The sequence below is a fragment of the Aestuariibaculum scopimerae genome, assembly GCF_059428085.1.
In genome coordinates this window covers 2,442,091-2,458,279 of record NZ_CM182089.1, presented here as the reverse complement: position 1 = coordinate 2,458,279, position 16,189 = coordinate 2,442,091, and the positions used below count along the sequence as shown (strand labels likewise).

Genomic DNA, 16,189 nt, shown 5'->3' with positions numbered 1-16,189 from the left:
TTAAATGGTTTCTGAAAGAATTTCCAATGGATTTTCGTCTATATATTCTTGTTCTTTAATTTCTTCTCGTTTAGCACTTACACTTAGTATAATCCCTATGGCCAAACAGGTCATCCAAATAGATGTCCCACCACTACTTATTAGTGGTAAGGTTTGCCCCGTTACTGGAAACAACTCTACAGCCACGGCCATGTTTATCAATGCCTGAAATACAATGGGCAAGCCTACACCCAACACCAATAACTTACCAAAAATGGTATCGGCCTTTTGCGCCACGATTACAATTCTAAACAGCAGCCACATATACAGGATTAAAATGAAAAAACCACCTATCAACCCGTATTCTTCTATGATAATTGCAAAAATGAAATCGGAAGATGATTGTGGCAAAAAGTTCTTTTGTATACTCTTACCAGGGCCCAAACCTTGAATGCCCCCAGATGCTATGGCTATCTTTGCTTTTTCTATCTGATAGTCTGCTTCGGTATCCTCCGGATTCGAGAAACTTTCAATTCTGCTCATCCAAGTGTCCACCCTATTGGGCATAACCTCTGGAAAGGCTTTTGCAACCAATACAAACAGTACAAGGGCTAAAACCCCCGATCCAATAATAACAGCTAAATACCTAAAGGGATATCCGCCCAAGAACACCAACATCACCACCATTAAAAACATGATGGCCGAGGTTGATAAATTTGCGGGAAGTATGAGTACCAAGACTAAAAACACTGGTAGCCATAGTGGTAAAATGGAACTCTTAAAGGTAATCGCCTTGTCTTTAATTTTAGACATATACCTGGCCACATACACCATAAGCACGACTGATGCCAATGTAGAGGTTTGAAACGACATACCTACAATAGGGATTTGAATCCACCTACTGGCATTGGCGCCATCAATGGTAGTGCCTTGCAGCATGGTAATGCCCAACAACACCAATACAATAGGAATCATGATTAATGACAAACCCCTAAAATAACGATAGGGTATTTTATGTACCCCATACATAATGGCAAAACCTAAAAACAAATGCATAAAATGCTTCACAAAAAATGCAAAGGTATTACCATTGCCGCCTCGATATGCCAAATTACTGGCTGCACTGTAAACTGGTAAAAATGACAGAATAGCTAACAGTGCCACAATGGCCCATATTAACCGATCACCTTTTATGTTCTTAAACAGTGCTTGCATATTTTACAAATTTCTTACGGCTTCTTTAAATTGACGCCCTCTGTCTTCATAGTTATCAAACAAATCAAAACTGGCACAAGCTGGTGATAGCAATACATTGTCACCAGATTCGGCAACCTTGTACGCTATTTTAACCGCTTCGCTCATAAACTCCGTTTCCACAATAATGTCTACCATATTGCCAAAGGCTTTTAGTAATTTACTGTTATCTAAGCCCAAGCATATAATGGCCTTTACTTTTTCGTTTACAAAAGGAAATAGCTCTTCATAATTATTACCTTTATCTACGCCTCCAACAATCCAAACGGTTGGTGCATCCATACTTTCCAGGGCATAATAGGTAGCATTTACGTTGGTTGCTTTGGAATCGTTTATATATTGCACCTTATTAATTTTAAGAACGTGCTCTAAACGGTGTTCCACCCCTTGAAAGTTCTCTAAACTCTCTCGTATGGTTTGTTTTCTAATCTTCAGTAAATGCGCTACAGTAGAAGCAGCCATTGCATTTTTAATGTTGTGTTTCCCTTCTAATGTAAGACTCGTTGTTGGCATAGTTATTTTGTTGTTATCTATTGTTATTGTTATATTTTCTTTATCTAAATATGCGCCGTTCTCAATGGTTTTATTCAATGAAAAAGGCAATAATGTTGACTGTATGGGATGTGTTTCCAACCAATTGGCTAACACGGGGTCATCGGCATCATAAATCAAATAGTCGTCTGCGGTTTGATTTTCTGCAATCTTGAATTTAGATGCGATATAGTTTTCAAACTTATAATCATACCGGTCTAAATGATCTGGTGTTATGTTTGTAATCACAGCTATGTGTGGCTTAAAATCCACGATGTCATCCAATTGAAAACTGCTTATTTCCAACACATAGTTTTTATAATCATGCTCCAAAATCTGTTTGGCAAAACTGTCGCCAATATTTCCTGCCAAGCCCACATGCAGTTCCTGCTTTAAAATGTGGTGGGTTAAGGTAGCAGTGGTTGTTTTTCCATTACTTCCTGTAATGCCCACAATGGTGGCCTTTGTAAACTTTGAAGCAAACTCTATTTCAGAAACCACAGGAATGCCCGCATCTCTAATGGCCTTAACCAAAGGCACCTTGTCAGGTATTCCAGGGCTTTTCATAACCACATCGGCACTTAAAATTTCTGCCTCAGTATGTGTAGCTTCTTCCCATGCAATCTCATTATGTATAAGAACTTGTTTATATGTTTCTTTTATTTCCCCTTTATCGGAAACGAAAACCTCGTAACCTTTTGCCTTTCCTAAAAGCGCCGTACCTATTCCGCTTTCGCCTCCTCCTAGCACCACCAGTCGCTTCATCTATCTAATCTTCAATGTTACTATCGACAGTATCGCGAGCAAAATCCCAATAATCCAAAACCGCGTTACTATTTTACTTTCATGATATCCCGACTTCTGATAGTGATGATGCAAAGGCGACATCTTAAAGATGCGGCGGCCTTCGCCATATTTCTTCTTGGTATATTTAAACCAACTTACCTGCATAACTACCGATAGGTTTTCTGCTAAAAAAATGCCGCATAGTACGGGTATTAACCATTCCTTTCTTACCGCTACGGCTATCACTGCAATAATACCGCCTATGGTTAAGCTTCCTGTATCGCCCATAAACACTTGTGCCGGATAGGTGTTATACCATAAAAACCCAATCAGTGCTCCTACAAAAGCCGCTATATAAATCGTAATCTCCTCAACTCTTGGGATATACATGATATTGAGATAATCGGAGAAAATGATATTACCCGACACCCATGCAAAAATCCCTAAAGTGAGTACAATAATGGCCGAAGTCCCCGCTGCCAATCCATCGATACCATCGGTTAGGTTGGCCCCATTAGATACGGCGGCTATAATGAATATAGTGACTATGATGAATATTACCCAGGCATACTTTTCCAATTCGGGACTTATCCAAGTTATTAAATCGGCATAATCAAATTCGTTGCCCTTTACAAACGGAATGGTTGTTTTGGTTGATTTCTCTTCTTCGTCAAACAATTTTGTTGGGGACACTTTAGGGTCTGCCTCCAATAGCTCTTGCTGTACTGCAACGGGCAATTTCTCTTTAATGGTAACATCGCTATGAAAATACAGCGTTGTGCCAACAATAATGCCCAAACCTAATTGGCCAAGAACCTTAAAACGCCCTTTTAAGCCTTCTTTATCTTTTTTAAATTTTTTAATATAATCATCTATAAACCCGATAATGCCCATCCAAATGGTGGTGATAATCAATAGTATGATGTAAATATTTTCCAATCGTGCCAATAAAACCACAGGTATTAGGGTTGCCAAAATAATAATGATACCACCCATGGTAGGCGTTCCTGCTTTTTCTTGCTGGCCTTCCAAGCCTAAATCCCTAATGGTTTCCCCTACTTGCTGTTTTTGCAAAAACCGTATAATGCGTTTACCGTAAATAGTAGAAATTAACAATGATAAAATCATAGCCAAAGCCGCCCTAAAGGTTATAAACCCAAACAGGGTTGCGCCCGGTAATTGGAATTGTTGTTCTAAATATTCAAATAGGTAGTATAACATTGTTATTGGTTATTTCTGTAATTCTTTTAAAAATGCGTTTACTATCTTAAAATCATCAAAATCAAAGCGTTCGCCTTTAATTTCTTGATATGTTTCATGGCCTTTACCTGCTATTAAAATAATATCGTTGGGCTGTGCCATTTGGCAAGCTGTTTTTATGGCCTGTGTTCTATCTACTATGGTCAATGTCTTTTTATAGTTTTGGGGCTCCACGCCTTTTTCTATGTCCTTAAGAATATCCTCTGGCACCTCACTTCGAGGGTTATCACTTGTAAAAATGACTTTCGTGCTTAATGCAGAAGCAATATGGCCCATTTTAGGGCGCTTGGCCTTATCTCTATCCCCACCACAACCTACCACGGTTATTAAGGCCTCATTTTTGGTACGAATGCTATTAATAGTTTCCAAAACATTTTTTAAAGCATCGGGGGTATGGGCATAATCAACAATTGCTGTGATTTTCTCATTGGATATCATATATTGAAAACGACCACTTACACTTTCCAACTCACTTATCAATCGAAGGATTTCCACTTTTTCAAGCCCTAACAATTCAGCAGTGGCATAAATAGCCAATACGTTATAAGCATTAAAGCTCCCTATGAGCCGGGTCCACACCTCGGCATCATTGATTTTAAGCAATAAGCCTCCAAATTGGTTTTCCAGTATATGCGCTTTATAATCGGCATACCCTTTTAAGGCATAGGTCATTTTCTTTGCCTTGGTATTTTGCAACATCACCAAACCATTTTTATCATCTACATTTACAAGCGCAAAAGCCTTATCTGGCAAACCATCAAAAAACGATTTCTTAACGTCGCGGTACTCAGCAAAGGTGTTATGATAATCTAAATGGTCGTGCGATAAGTTTGTAAACACGCCCCCTTCAAAGTGCAAGCCTGCCGTACGGTATTGGTGAATACCATGCGAACTCACTTCCATAAAACAATATTCAACCCCGGCTTCGTTCATTTCCTTCAAGTATTTGTTGATGGTAATCGAATCGGGCGTTGTATGTGTGGCCGTGTACTCTTGGTTATCCACCATGATTTTTACGGTAGACAACAAACCTACTTTATACCCTGCCTTTTTAAACAACTGGTACAGCAAACTGGTTACGGTTGTTTTCCCATTGGTACCAGTTACACCAACCAGTTTTAGGTTTTCAGATGGTGCCTCATAAAAATTGGAGGCCATAATGGCCAATGCTTTACTGGTGTTATCCACCTCTACATAGGTTACCCCTTCTTTCAATTGTTTGGGTAAGCTTTCGCAAATAACCGCAGTAGCCCCCAGTTTGGTAGCAACATCTATATAGGTATGCCCATCGGCTATATTGCCTTTTATAGCTACAAACACATCGTCCTGCTTTATGTTTCTGGAATCGAAATCGATAGCAGCCACTTCTATACTTGTACTACCTACTACGGCATTGATAGTCACTTTATACAATATGTCCTTTAATGCTATCATGAAGCTGTTAAAACAATGGTTTGGTTATTCTTCAATTTTATATTCTCATGGATGGATTGCTTTTTCACAATACCGCTTCCTTGTAATTTTACTTTTACTTTTACCTGCATGTTCTCCAACAATGCCAATGCATCCATAGCGGGCAATCCCACTACATTGGGCATGATGGTTTTATAGGTCTGTGCCGTTTTGTAATAGCTTTCAAACTCATCTTCAACAGCGGCCACCTGCACGTCCAGCGATGTTACCTCATCCACAATAGGCGTATCGGTAAATATTTTTTGGGCAATTCTTTTAAATACAGGGCCTGATACATCGGCTCCGTAATAGCCTTTTTTGGTACTGGGCTTATGGATAATCACAATACAGGAATACTTGGGATTATCTGCTGGAAAATATCCAGCAAATGAGGAAATATATCTTTTGTTTTCCTTCCAATCTTCCATCCAATATTCGGTTTGGGCAGTTCCCGTTTTTCCTGACATAGAGAAATAAGGGGAATAAAGCGAATGTCCGGTACCACGTTCTACCACATGCTTTAATATGTCCTGAATTTCCTTTAAGGTCTTCTCTGTACAAATTTTATCATCCGAATCCTCTTTATCAAAGGCTTCAATAACCTCATCCAACTCTTTAACCTCTCTAATAAATCGAGGTTTTACCATCACACCATCATTGGCAATGGCATTGTAAAAGGTTAATGTTTGTAGGGGTGTTAGCCTTAAATTATAACCAAAGGCCATAGAAGGCAAGGCACTCCTGCTCCATATTTTATCCCCTGGTTGCGGAATTACAGGCTTCCCCTCTCCTACAATGGGCAAGCCCAAAGGTTTGTCTAAGCCCCAACCCTTTAAGTAATCGATAAACTTTTGGGGCTGTTTGGAATACCCTTCGTCTATAATGGTTGCCAACCCAATGTTGGAAGACACCTCCAAAGCCCTAGCAGCAGAAATTTTTCCATAGCCGTGGGTATCATAGATAGGTCTGCCATAAAATTGCTTATATCCCAACTTGGTATCTACTACAGTAGACGTGTCTATTATTTTATCTTCCAAGGCCGCCATAAGTGCCATGACCTTGAATGTAGACCCTGGTTCGTGCGACTCTCCTACCGCGTAATTCAAACGCTCGTAGTAGAGGCCGTCCTTATTTCTTCCTAAATTGGAAATGGCTCGTACCTCACCTGTCTTGGTTTCCATCACCACCACACAACCATGTTCGGCCTCATAAAACTCCAGCTGCTCTAAAAGCGCATGGTGCGCTATATCCTGTATATTAACATCAATGGTGGTATATACATCATACCCATCTTTAGGTTCTATTTCGTTGGCATCACTTAGGGGTTTCCATTGCCCTTTGCCTATTTGTTGCTTTTTACGTTGCCCAGCTGTACCTCGTAAATACTTCACCCCAAAAGCGCCATCAATACCCGCTCGGGTTACATTACCTTGATCATCAAAACGCTCATAACCTATAGAGCGCTGTGCAATGCCCCCCATGGGGTGCTCACGCTTCGTTTTTTGTTCCACGATTAACCCGCCTTTAAAAGCACCTAAGTTCAATAAAGGGAAGTTGCGTAATCGTATATAATCCGAATACCCAATATTTCGCGCCAATAGGTAATACCTGTTTTTATTGGCCCGTGCTTTTCGTATGCCGTTCTGGTAATAGCTTGATGGGCGCCCAGAGTAGGCGGACAGGGAGTCGCACAAGGGTTTTAGATATTTTTCAAATGTTTTAGCCGATGGTGTTATGGCATCAATACGTACATCGTACTTGGGTATGGAGGTTGCCAATAAATTACCGTTAACAGAATACACATTGCCTCGGTTAGCAGGAATGACCACATTCTTAACCACACGCTCACTGGCCATGGCCTTGTATTTATCGCCCTGCATAAACTGAATACTGAACAACTTAAAAACCACAGCAATACCGAAGACGAACATACATCCTGCTATAAAATACAATCGGTTTAATATGTTTTTTTCTGTTACAGCCAAAACCTTTCTTTACTTTTGGGATTTAATCTTTATCTTTTTGGGCGGAATCACCGAAGGCGCTATGCCCTTTTCTTTCATGGCATTGATAACGGCCGATTCCATCTTTAACCGCATCAATCTAGAGCGTCCATCTATAAAGGCCGAACGCATTTCGTTCACCTCATTTTTCAACCTTGCTATTTCATACACCTTCTTATCTGCACTATGCGAACTGGCAATCATAATAATGGCCAGTACAGAAATAAAAATGATAAACCTCCAATTCTTAAAAGCATCGTCACTTACCAAAAAAGTGCCTTTTAATATTTTATAGATGTTTTTTTTCATTTTCTCTTTTAAGTTGCAAAACCTACTAAATCTTCTCAGCTATGCGAAGCTTGGCACTTCTTGCCCTGCTATTATTTTCTATTTCTTGTTTTGTTGGCACTATAAGCCCGTTTACTTTTTTCAGAGGCACTTCAAAATTGCCATACATATCGCGTTCGGGCTCCCCTTCAAATAGACCATTTCTTATAAAGCGCTTTACCAAACGGTCTTCCAAGGAATGGTAGGATATAAAACTTAAACGTCCAGCCGTTTTTAAAAGCTCGGGGGTTTGTTGCAAAAATTCCTTTAAAGCCTCAATCTCTTGGTTCACCTCTATACGTATGGCCTGATATATTTGTGCCAAGACTTTATTTTCATGCCGTGGCGGCAAAAACCGCTTCAACACCTTTTTTAATTGTTCGCTGGTTACTATGGGTGCTACCTGTCTGGCCTCTACAATCAATCTCGCCATGGCTGGAGCCGCCCTTAACTCCCCATACTGATAAAACACATCCCGAAGGGCCTGTTCCTCATAATTGTTAACCACGTGGTAGGCCGACAGTTCACTTTGCTGGTTCATACGCATATCCAACTTGGCTTCAAAGCGTGTTGAAAAACCGCGATCGGCAACATCAAATTGATGTGACGACACCCCAAAATCGGCCAAAATCCCATCCACTTCCCTTACACCATAAAACCTTAAAAAGCGTTTTATATACCTAAAGTTTTCATTAATTAAGGTAAACCTGTCATCATCAATAGCATTTTCAAGAGCATCTAAATCCTGGTCAAAGGCAAACAATTTACCATGCTTACCAAGACGTTTTAATATTTCCTTGCTATGCCCGCCACCACCAAATGTCACATCTACATACACCCCATCTGGGTGTATGTTCAACCCATCAACGGTTTCCTTTAAAAGTACCGGGTTATGATATTCCATAGTCATCGTCATCTTGTCCCATAACGTCTTCAGCCAGATCCGCAAAATCTACTGTTGCATCATCAATGGCTTGTTCATACAATTCCTTATCCCATATTTCTATAATGTTTATGGCGGCTGTTACCACAATGTCTTTTGAAATGTTCGCAAACACTGTAAGGTCTTTTGGTATCAATAAGCGGCCATTGGTATCTACCTCAACCATTTTCACTCCCGCCGTAAACCGACGAATAAAATCGTTGTTCTTCTTTTTAAACCGATTCAGCTTATTGATTTTTTGCATGAGCGCTTGCCACTCTGCCATGGGATATAACTCCAAACACTTCTGAAACACCGAACGCCTTAACACGAACCCATCGTCTAAAATGGTAGCTAGTTGCTTTTTTAACGGCGCCGGCATCATTAGCCTGCCTTTTGCATCTACCTTACAATCGTATGTTCCTGTTAACAAGTCCAATGTAAATTTTCAGTGGTTTTTAGTTAATGATTCAAATATATTGAAAATTTTACCACATTTTACCACTTTATACCACTTTGTTAATAATTTTTCGATTAACGGCACTTTATTTATGCGTTTTACGCCTTGAAATCGCAACGGCCACTTAGTATCAATGCGTTATAAATAATTATTTGGTAACACAGCTTTTGTTAACATCTTTAAATTCATATATTATTTTTGTGAATTAATTAAAATGGTTATTTTGTCAATGAAATAACTATATTTGTTTTTAAAGCAACGACTAACTGATTGAATGACGCATCGTTTAAAAAAAGAGAATGACTACAGCTATATTGAAGCTGGTGAAGGTACCCCAATTATAGTATTACATGGCTTAATGGGCGGTTTAAGTAATTTTGATTCGGTAACCCAATACTTTAGTGAAAGGGGCTACAAAGTCATCATCCCAGAGCTCCCCATCTACACCATGTCCTTACTTAAAACCAATGTTAAGAGTTTTGCAAAGTACTTGCACGACTTCATAGAATTTAAAGGTTATAAAGATGTTATTTTACTTGGCAACTCGCTTGGCGGACATATTGGCCTGTACCATACAAAATTATACCCCGACAAAATCAAAGCCTTAGTGATTACAGGCAGTTCCGGACTGTACGAAAGTGCCATGGGCGGTGGCTACACCAAACGCAGTGACTACGAGGTGATTAAAAAGAAAGCCCAAGAGGTATTTTATGATCCTGATGTAGCAACCAAAGCTATTGTGGATGAAGTGTACGCCACGGTTAACGACAGAAACAAGCTTATTAAAACCCTGGCCATTGCTAAAAGTGCCATACGCCATAATATGGCTAAGGACTTGCCAAAAATGCACACACCCACCTGTATTATTTGGGGTAAAAACGATACGGTAACCCCGCCAGAAGTGGCCGAAGAGTTCAATGATCTTTTACCAGATTCTGATTTGTTCTGGATAGACAAATGTGGCCATGCTGCCATGATGGAACACCCAGACGAATTTAACCAACTGTTGGAGGCTTGGCTTAAGGACAGGAACTTGTAAAAACCCTTTTGATACATGCTTATAAAATCGGCTGAATTTGTAGTAAGCAACTCCGATGTTGCCAAATGCCCCAAAAGCATGTTGCCAGAATATGCCTTTATTGGTCGCAGTAATGTTGGGAAATCCTCGCTCATCAATATGTTAACGCACCGAAAGAGCTTGGCTAAAACTTCGGGCAGACCGGGAAAAACACAACTCATCAACCACTTTCTAATCAATAAAAACTGGCATTTGGTAGATTTGCCGGGTTATGGCTATGCCCGCGTATCTAAAAGTGCTAAAAAGGTCTTCCAAAAATTTATTACCCAGTATTTTAGTCTGCGAGAACAATTGGTTACCGCTTTTGTGTTGGTAGATATTCGGCACGAGCCCCAGACCATCGATTTGGAATTTATGCAATGGCTGGGCGAAAACGGCATTCCTTTTTCCATCATCTTTACCAAGGCCGATAAGTTAAAACCTAAGGCTATAGACAGGCATATTGAAGCCTATAAAGCCGTTATTCTGGAAAGCTGGACCGACATGCCCAATTACTTCATTACCTCATCCACCAACAACATGGGCAAAGAGGCCGTTTTGGAATATATTGACGGTTTAAACGGGCACATGCAATCACATGCCCATTAATGTTATTCAATAGGAATGCGTGACGCATTTAAAGAAAGCCAAGCGTCAAAATCCTGCATTTGGGGATTCAATTCCAAAGAAAGCGATTCGCTACGTATCCCATTAAAATCGTCGTTAAAATCTCTTTTAAACTGAAACATGTTCCCTAAATCATCGGCCCCTGGAAAGCCAAAGTTCCTATAGGCTTCTGGACTTACATTATTATAAATAACATTAATATCCAAGGCTTTTGACAGTTTTGCTGCCATGGCATCGCCATTTAGTTTTTCGCCTACTATACCTACTGTTTCACCAATTAATTCGCTACCTTTCTTAAATATCCCATAGGCACATTTACCAATATCTTCTGCGGCCATACCCGCTAATTTTTTATCGTCCATTGGAAAGGCAATGTAGTAATTGCCATCTTCCCCTTTTTGGGGGCCCATTCCAAAATAGATAAAATTGTCCCAGTAAAAAGACGTTCTTAAAAACGTTACAGGTAACCCGGCTGCTTCAAAAAGTTTATCTGCAGCTCCTTTTCCATCAAAATGGGGCACTTTGTATTGACCCTGTAACGTTGGCATGCTATCGTTATCTAAGGCCACCCAATTTCTGGTATCTTCTAAGGTTGACCAAATAATGTGCTGTAAGTTTGCTTCCTTGGCTGCCTGAATAAAGTTTTTAACTTCTTGGTATTCCTTTTCAGGCGAAAAATGCTCCCAAAAAAAGGTTACAAAGTAGGCACCATACGCCCCTTTTAATGCATTCTTAATACTATCGGCATCATCAATATTGGCCTGTACCGCTTCGGCGCCTAATGCGGCCAATGCTTTTGCCTTATCCGAGTTCGTGTCTCTGGTAACCGCCCTTACTTTGTAAGCCGAATTGCTGTCGGCCAAAATGGCTCTTGCAAGTCCACCACCCTGTGCTCCTGTAGCACCAAATACTGTTATTATTTTATTAGTTTCCATGTTAACTTAATTATGTCCTACGCCTATGGCTTTATAGATTTACCCCGTTTTTACAATGGTTTCTGGTCTCCACTTTTATGCTTAAAGGTTTTAAGTCACCTTATAAAGATAACGACTTTCTTATAAAATTCAAACAGATTACCGTCCATAGCGTTAAAAACAACGGCGCCCTAGTAAAAAACAACATCCCCCCAGCTATTAACACCGCTAACGCAGTTAATACGTGGGATAACCGAGCAAATAACTAAGTCAACCCAGTAAAAAACCAAGTTGACCGAGTTATTTACTAAGCCCGCCCAGTTTTTTGCTCGGCCCACCGAGTTAAAAGGCAGGGCTGCGCAGTTAAAAACCAGGCCAGCGTAGTTTAGAAGCCCCCCTATTTAAGACGGTGTGTTGCCCGATGGTTGCTGACTTTGCGAAAACCGCTTTTTTAAGGCCTTATACACCTCATCGGCACCGGGCTGTCCCGCTTTGGCCGCTGCAGCTACCAAACGGTAAAATGCCAGTGCCGCAACATAGCTTTCACTTCCTGCCAACATTTGGCTATCACTTAACCTTTCCAAAAGCGAGGCCACCCGCATGATAAACGGTTCTAACTGGGCAAAAAACGTCATGTCGTTTTGCATTTCATCCGCACTAAAATAGCCGGGCAAAAGCTGCGGATTGTTCACTGCTGCTGTTATGGCATCTTCCGTAAATATCTTGTTACTGCCCTGTATTTTGGGCAAGGTTTGGCGCTCGCCTGTGGTGAGTGCAAAAGTATACGGTTGAAAAGCTGTTTCTGCAGCCGTTAGCGCATCGTTCATCGCTGTAATAGCTTCTGGGGTTAATACGGTGTTAATCCTGTTGTTTGTTAAATTACTCATAATTACATATTTATTAAATGGTTAAAAAATTAAATGATTAAAAAATTGAATGATTGAATGATTCTATTGTTTTAAAACGTATCATATTCTAAATCCTGAATCCTGAATTCTGAATTCTGAATTCTGAATTCTTAATGAATTAAAACGCCCATTACAATACCTAGCACAACACCACCCACTCCGGCACCTATGGTACGCCAAACCGTTTTGTGCTGTTCTTTTTTAAAGTGTGCTTTGGTGGCCAGTAACTTAATGTTCAGTTCCGAAAGTTTCATATCGGTTAGCAAGAGTCGGGTTCGCAATTCCACATTATGCACCCTAATGAATTGGAACAGGCCTTCCATATTGTTTTGCTTTTGGGCAAATAGGGTTTGCAAACTGTCTAAATGCACTTGCTCCTGCTCCAACAGCCTTTCCAGTATCTGCTTACAGTTATAATCTAGCGTTACTACAGTACTGTCGTTCAACAAAGTTTTGGTTTGCGGTTGCTCTTGGGCTGTTGCTATGCATGCCATTAAAAGCAGTAGGTTTAGTATTCGTTTTTGCATGTGTTTATTTTTTAATTCTTAATTTCTTTAGTCTCGTCTTGCCTCCAAAATCATCGCCACCTCCACCGCTTTCACTCCCGCTACTGTACCCAACCATTCCATCAGGTTTACAATGCCATAGTGGGCATTTAGCGTAACGATAAATTCCAATTGGGTTGTGGTAACCATGCAGCGCTTAATGCTTAGCCCCGGTCGGCTTTTCAATAGCCTTGTTACGGTTTCCAAAATACCCAGGGTATGGGTTGCCGTAATGCTAATATGATGATCTTGTGATGCAAAAAGGTCGTCTTTTTGTTCATTGTTGTTCATAGGTGTTTAATTGGGGCTTTATACGGTTTAGTGTTTCCTGCCACTCGTAAAGCAGGGCCTCTATAGTTTCATCAATTTCGGTGTCAATAGCACGGTAATGCCATAGCCCGGCCTCCATACTGTCTATGGCGGTTTTGGCCTGTACCAGTTGGTCCTGGGCATTGGTAATACGCTGTTCGGCCGCATCCAATTTGGCATGCACACTTTTGGTACTATGGCATTGGTATAGGTTTAATAAGAGCATCAATAAGCTTATTAGCCAACCAAGGGATTTTTTTAAGCCCTTGCCTAGTTTGGCCCATAGTGTTGTAGGTGGTAGTTTTGAAGTTTGTAATATCATATCTGTATCATTGTTAGTTAATACGCTTTAAAATGTATATTATACATCTTAAATAGTCGTTATTTAAATCTTAATTCGCATATTAATTCTTTCACAACACTTACGAACGAGTTTTTAAAAACCCTTAAGTGCTGACGAACTTTTTTATGATTTTTTACTACATAACAACTCAAAACACTTACAAACAACATGTTACAAGTGAAAAAAAATTTAAAAAAATTAGGATTGTGGTGGGGATTGACTCCGTTGAACTAGAAGACTGCTAAGTTGCGAAGTTGCAAACTTCGCAAAGCAGGCAAGTCATCTCCACTAGCAAATGTTAAAATATTATCACACACTGTTACCAATTCGGTAACTTTTTATATATTTGTATCAAACGTATATTACGTGAGAGTTATTGCAAAACAAACATTACGTGATTTTTGGGGAAAACATGCAGACTGTGAAGCCTCTTTAAAATCATGGTATCGGGAAACTGAAAAATCTGAGTGGCAGACTATCAACGAATTGAAAAAGGAATACCCTAGTGCCAGTATTTTAAAGGATAATCGTATTGTTTATAACATTAAAGGCAACCATTATCGTTTAATTGTTAAATTCAATTTTGAATACCAAGTATGCTGGATACGGTTTATTGGCACACATGCCGAATATGATAAGATTGATGCAAATACTATTTAAATTATGCAAATAACCCCTATTAGAAACGAAGCAGATTATCAAAACGCCCTTGATAGACTTGAGGTGATTTTTGATGCCAAAAAAGGAACCGAAGCCGGTGATGAACTGGAAATCCTTTCCATTTTAATAGACCGTTACGAAAACACCCATTTTCCAATTGGCATGCCAGACCCTATTGAAGCCATAAAGTTTCGAATGGAACAAATGGGTATGAAGCAAAAGGATTTGGTAGAAGTTATGGGTTTTAAAAGCCGTGTCAGCGAAATTTTAAGCAAAAAGCGCAAACTCACTTTGGATATGATACGAAAATTAAGCACTACGCTTCATATTCCTACAGAAGTTTTGGTTCAGGATTATTAAAGTACAGAGTGGCTATGAAATTGAGACTTCAGAGCGTGTTAACATTCCAACTATCCGGTAGAAATACAAACACTATACTCTGCGAAGTTTGTAAACTTCGCAGAGTGTTTAAATTTCCTTAATAACTAATACATCAATTATTCTGTCCTTTAACTCTAAACTAAAACCTGCTTTTTCTAACTCCTTAATAACATTTTCTTTATCCCTATATATATCAGCATTCACTTTCAAATCGATGTTATCTAAATAATTGGTTACATCTATAATAGGATTTACATCTTCTTTAAAAGTAGCATTTTGAAGTTTTTGTACTAAATAAGATATTGGTAAATTCTCTATAGTTAAGAATTGTGTGTTATAATCTACACTGGATTTAAATGCAGACTTGGTTGATTTTAGCTTTTCAAAATCCTTCTCAGAAATATCTAAAACCCAACATTTTATTGATCTTTTTTCTACGACAGCCGAAACATTAAAAAATCTTTTCAGGTCTTGCTGCATGTATTCAAATACTTTTTCACTAGTTGAGTTTGGTAAAAACAACTCATAGCAATACACATTTTCTTTTATCCAATCATCATATTTAGTTTTATCTTTAGGCACAAGATACTTTTCTGTATCAGAAACTTCTAAAACCCTTCTCGAACTGTGGTCAAAAGGATTATCACCATATAATTTCATACTCTTTTCAAGTCCTCCATATGCCATTACTATAAGATTAAGTAGATCTACATTGTAAGCGTTTATTTTATAGACATTTCCAGTACCATTGTAATCTTTTAATATACCTCTCAACCCACCCGAATTGGGATTATACCTCATTATATAGGAGTAATACGACATGTATTTTAATTGGCGCCCATTACCTTCTACCCATAATGGAACAGACGTATCAAAATCTCTCTGTTGATTTTTTACAGGAAGCTTTACATCATCACCTTGAAGGTATTTTTGAATTTGGTCTGCTGTAGTGTTGCGCCCATTAGTTATCTGAAGTATTTTTCCATTACCATCAAGCCATACATGTGTAGGTACTAGCCTGAAAGGGAATAGCTTACAAAAATTTTCTTCATCAACTACAGAAGGTAAATTAACGTTTCTTAATATTTTTATCTTCTCTTCTGCATTTTTGACTTTTTCTTCGTCATCTGCTGTTACTAATAAAATTTGTATTTGATCTTCAAATTTATTTTGAAGGCTTTCCATTTTTGGCATACTGTAAATACATCCAGCACAACCTACACTCCAGAAATCTAATATTATAAGTTCTTTATTAATATTAGATAAATCCAATGTCTTCCCATCATAATTTAAAACCTTATCAAAAACATAATCGGGAACAACATCACCTATTTGCAATACTTTTAATGTATCATTAGAAATTTCTTCTTTATTATTTGTTAACAAACTATTTAAATTGTTTTGCCCAAATAAATTAGCAACAAAAAAAAGACAGAAAATATAAAAGAATAATTTCATAAAATTTAAATAT

18 protein-coding genes are annotated in these 16,189 nt (G+C 38.9%); 4 read left to right on the top strand and 14 right to left on the bottom strand.

What is annotated here, in order from left to right; all coding sequences use genetic code 11:
* The 8 genes from AC5SR4_RS10565 to mraZ form a co-directional block, all read right to left on the bottom strand.
* Nucleotides 1-1,194 carry an FtsW/RodA/SpoVE family cell cycle protein gene (locus AC5SR4_RS10565; protein ID WP_495356212.1) on the bottom strand — a complete coding sequence of 398 codons (1,194 nt, stop codon included), beginning with the start codon at nucleotides 1,192-1,194 and terminating at the stop codon, nucleotides 1-3.
* A 3-nt stretch (nucleotides 1,195-1,197) separates the two neighbouring features.
* Nucleotides 1,198-2,529, bottom strand: a complete 1,332-nt coding sequence (gene murD / locus AC5SR4_RS10560) for a UDP-N-acetylmuramoyl-L-alanine--D-glutamate ligase (protein WP_495356211.1) — start codon at nucleotides 2,527-2,529, stop codon at nucleotides 1,198-1,200.
* Entirely contained in the window at nucleotides 2,530-3,771 is a 1,242-nt protein-coding gene (mraY, locus tag AC5SR4_RS10555; RefSeq protein WP_495356210.1) for a phospho-N-acetylmuramoyl-pentapeptide-transferase, read from the bottom strand.
* Nucleotides 3,772-3,780: 9 nt separating this feature from the next.
* Nucleotides 3,781-5,244: a UDP-N-acetylmuramoyl-L-alanyl-D-glutamate--2,6-diaminopimelate ligase gene (locus tag AC5SR4_RS10550; protein WP_495356209.1), complete on the bottom strand. Its 1,464-nt coding sequence runs from the start codon at nucleotides 5,242-5,244 to the stop codon at nucleotides 3,781-3,783.
* Nucleotides 5,241-7,193: a penicillin-binding protein gene (locus tag AC5SR4_RS10545; protein WP_495359176.1), complete on the bottom strand. Its 1,953-nt coding sequence runs from the start codon at nucleotides 7,191-7,193 to the stop codon at nucleotides 5,241-5,243. The genes AC5SR4_RS10550 and AC5SR4_RS10545 overlap by 4 nt, the downstream gene beginning before the upstream one ends.
* 63 nt (nucleotides 7,194-7,256) lie before the next feature.
* Entirely contained in the window at nucleotides 7,257-7,574 is a 318-nt protein-coding gene (locus AC5SR4_RS10540; protein ID WP_495356208.1) for an FtsL-like putative cell division protein, read from the bottom strand.
* 25 nt (nucleotides 7,575-7,599) lie between these two features.
* Entirely contained in the window at nucleotides 7,600-8,508 is a 909-nt protein-coding gene (gene rsmH / locus AC5SR4_RS10535; protein ID WP_495356207.1) for a 16S rRNA (cytosine(1402)-N(4))-methyltransferase RsmH, read from the bottom strand.
* A complete protein-coding gene (gene mraZ, locus AC5SR4_RS10530; RefSeq protein WP_495356206.1) occupies nucleotides 8,483-8,953 on the bottom strand; it encodes a division/cell wall cluster transcriptional repressor MraZ in 471 nt (156 codons plus the stop codon). Before mraZ ends, rsmH begins: the two co-directional genes overlap by 26 nt.
* Nucleotides 8,954-9,248: 295 nt before the next feature.
* On the opposite strand from mraZ, the gene AC5SR4_RS10525 reads away from it, so the two are divergent.
* Nucleotides 9,249-10,013, top strand: coding sequence for an alpha/beta fold hydrolase (locus tag AC5SR4_RS10525; RefSeq protein ID WP_495356205.1), 765 nt, complete (start codon nucleotides 9,249-9,251; stop codon nucleotides 10,011-10,013).
* A 15-nt stretch (nucleotides 10,014-10,028) separates the two neighbouring features.
* On the top strand, nucleotides 10,029-10,640 hold the full coding sequence (yihA, locus tag AC5SR4_RS10520; protein WP_495356204.1) for a ribosome biogenesis GTP-binding protein YihA/YsxC: 612 nt from the start codon (nucleotides 10,029-10,031) through the stop codon (nucleotides 10,638-10,640).
* Between the two features lie 2 nt (nucleotides 10,641-10,642).
* Here the strand turns inward: yihA and AC5SR4_RS10515 are convergent, their stop codons facing one another.
* The 5 genes from AC5SR4_RS10515 to AC5SR4_RS10495 form a co-directional block, all read right to left on the bottom strand.
* Nucleotides 10,643-11,593 carry an NmrA/HSCARG family protein gene (locus AC5SR4_RS10515; protein ID WP_495356203.1) on the bottom strand — a complete coding sequence of 317 codons (951 nt, stop codon included), beginning with the start codon at nucleotides 11,591-11,593 and terminating at the stop codon, nucleotides 10,643-10,645.
* A gap of 380 nt (nucleotides 11,594-11,973) precedes the next feature.
* The gene (locus AC5SR4_RS10510; RefSeq protein WP_495356202.1) at nucleotides 11,974-12,459 is read right to left on the bottom strand and encodes a hypothetical protein; all 486 of its coding nucleotides are present in this window, start codon (nucleotides 12,457-12,459) and stop codon (nucleotides 11,974-11,976) included.
* 131 nt (nucleotides 12,460-12,590) lie between these two features.
* The gene (locus tag AC5SR4_RS10505) at nucleotides 12,591-13,007 is read right to left on the bottom strand and encodes a hypothetical protein (RefSeq protein WP_495356201.1); all 417 of its coding nucleotides are present in this window, start codon (nucleotides 13,005-13,007) and stop codon (nucleotides 12,591-12,593) included.
* Nucleotides 13,008-13,034: 27 nt separating this feature from the next.
* The gene (locus tag AC5SR4_RS10500) at nucleotides 13,035-13,316 is read right to left on the bottom strand and encodes a hypothetical protein (protein WP_495356200.1); all 282 of its coding nucleotides are present in this window, start codon (nucleotides 13,314-13,316) and stop codon (nucleotides 13,035-13,037) included.
* The gene (locus AC5SR4_RS10495; RefSeq protein WP_495356199.1) at nucleotides 13,303-13,656 is read right to left on the bottom strand and encodes a hypothetical protein; all 354 of its coding nucleotides are present in this window, start codon (nucleotides 13,654-13,656) and stop codon (nucleotides 13,303-13,305) included. The genes AC5SR4_RS10500 and AC5SR4_RS10495 overlap by 14 nt, the downstream gene beginning before the upstream one ends.
* 387 nt (nucleotides 13,657-14,043) lie before the next feature.
* Between AC5SR4_RS10495 and AC5SR4_RS10490 the strand changes: the two genes are divergently transcribed.
* Both AC5SR4_RS10490 and AC5SR4_RS10485 read left to right on the top strand, forming a co-directional pair.
* Nucleotides 14,044-14,337, top strand: coding sequence for a type II toxin-antitoxin system HigB family toxin (locus AC5SR4_RS10490; RefSeq protein WP_495356198.1), 294 nt, complete (start codon nucleotides 14,044-14,046; stop codon nucleotides 14,335-14,337).
* Nucleotides 14,338-14,340: 3 nt separating this feature from the next.
* Nucleotides 14,341-14,697, top strand: a complete 357-nt coding sequence (locus AC5SR4_RS10485; protein WP_495356197.1) for a helix-turn-helix domain-containing protein — start codon at nucleotides 14,341-14,343, stop codon at nucleotides 14,695-14,697.
* A gap of 108 nt (nucleotides 14,698-14,805) precedes the next feature.
* Here AC5SR4_RS10485 and AC5SR4_RS10480 read toward each other — a convergent pair whose 3' ends face one another.
* A complete protein-coding gene (locus AC5SR4_RS10480) occupies nucleotides 14,806-16,176 on the bottom strand; it encodes a TlpA family protein disulfide reductase (RefSeq protein ID WP_495356196.1) in 1,371 nt (456 codons plus the stop codon).
* Nucleotides 16,177-16,189: the final 13 nt, after the last annotated feature.

What these genes read in the sequence shown, in the direction of transcription:
- AC5SR4_RS10540 (WP_495356208.1), bottom strand. Translation starts at nt 7,574, where the DNA reads ATGAAAAAAAACATCTATAAAATATTAAAAGGCACTTTTTTGGTAAGT.
- AC5SR4_RS10550 (WP_495356209.1), bottom strand. Translation starts at nt 5,244, where the DNA reads ATGATAGCATTAAAGGACATATTGTATAAAGTGACTATCAATGCCGTA.
- AC5SR4_RS10525 (WP_495356205.1), top strand. Translation starts at nt 9,249, where the DNA reads ATGACGCATCGTTTAAAAAAAGAGAATGACTACAGCTATATTGAAGCT.
- AC5SR4_RS10505 (WP_495356201.1), bottom strand. Translation starts at nt 13,007, where the DNA reads ATGCAAAAACGAATACTAAACCTACTGCTTTTAATGGCATGCATAGCA.
- AC5SR4_RS10545 (WP_495359176.1), bottom strand. Translation starts at nt 7,193, where the DNA reads ATGTTCGTCTTCGGTATTGCTGTGGTTTTTAAGTTGTTCAGTATTCAG.
- mraY (WP_495356210.1), bottom strand. Translation starts at nt 3,771, where the DNA reads ATGTTATACTACCTATTTGAATATTTAGAACAACAATTCCAATTACCG.
- AC5SR4_RS10480 (WP_495356196.1), bottom strand. Translation starts at nt 16,176, where the DNA reads ATGAAATTATTCTTTTATATTTTCTGTCTTTTTTTTGTTGCTAATTTA.
- yihA (WP_495356204.1), top strand. Translation starts at nt 10,029, where the DNA reads ATGCTTATAAAATCGGCTGAATTTGTAGTAAGCAACTCCGATGTTGCC.
- murD (WP_495356211.1), bottom strand. Translation starts at nt 2,529, where the DNA reads ATGAAGCGACTGGTGGTGCTAGGAGGAGGCGAAAGCGGAATAGGTACG.
- rsmH (WP_495356207.1), bottom strand. Translation starts at nt 8,508, where the DNA reads ATGACGATGACTATGGAATATCATAACCCGGTACTTTTAAAGGAAACC.
- AC5SR4_RS10515 (WP_495356203.1), bottom strand. Translation starts at nt 11,593, where the DNA reads ATGGAAACTAATAAAATAATAACAGTATTTGGTGCTACAGGAGCACAG.
- AC5SR4_RS10495 (WP_495356199.1), bottom strand. Translation starts at nt 13,656, where the DNA reads ATGATATTACAAACTTCAAAACTACCACCTACAACACTATGGGCCAAA.
- AC5SR4_RS10510 (WP_495356202.1), bottom strand. Translation starts at nt 12,459, where the DNA reads ATGAGTAATTTAACAAACAACAGGATTAACACCGTATTAACCCCAGAA.
- AC5SR4_RS10485 (WP_495356197.1), top strand. Translation starts at nt 14,341, where the DNA reads ATGCAAATAACCCCTATTAGAAACGAAGCAGATTATCAAAACGCCCTT.
- AC5SR4_RS10500 (WP_495356200.1), bottom strand. Translation starts at nt 13,316, where the DNA reads ATGAACAACAATGAACAAAAAGACGACCTTTTTGCATCACAAGATCAT.
- AC5SR4_RS10565 (WP_495356212.1), bottom strand. Translation starts at nt 1,194, where the DNA reads ATGCAAGCACTGTTTAAGAACATAAAAGGTGATCGGTTAATATGGGCC.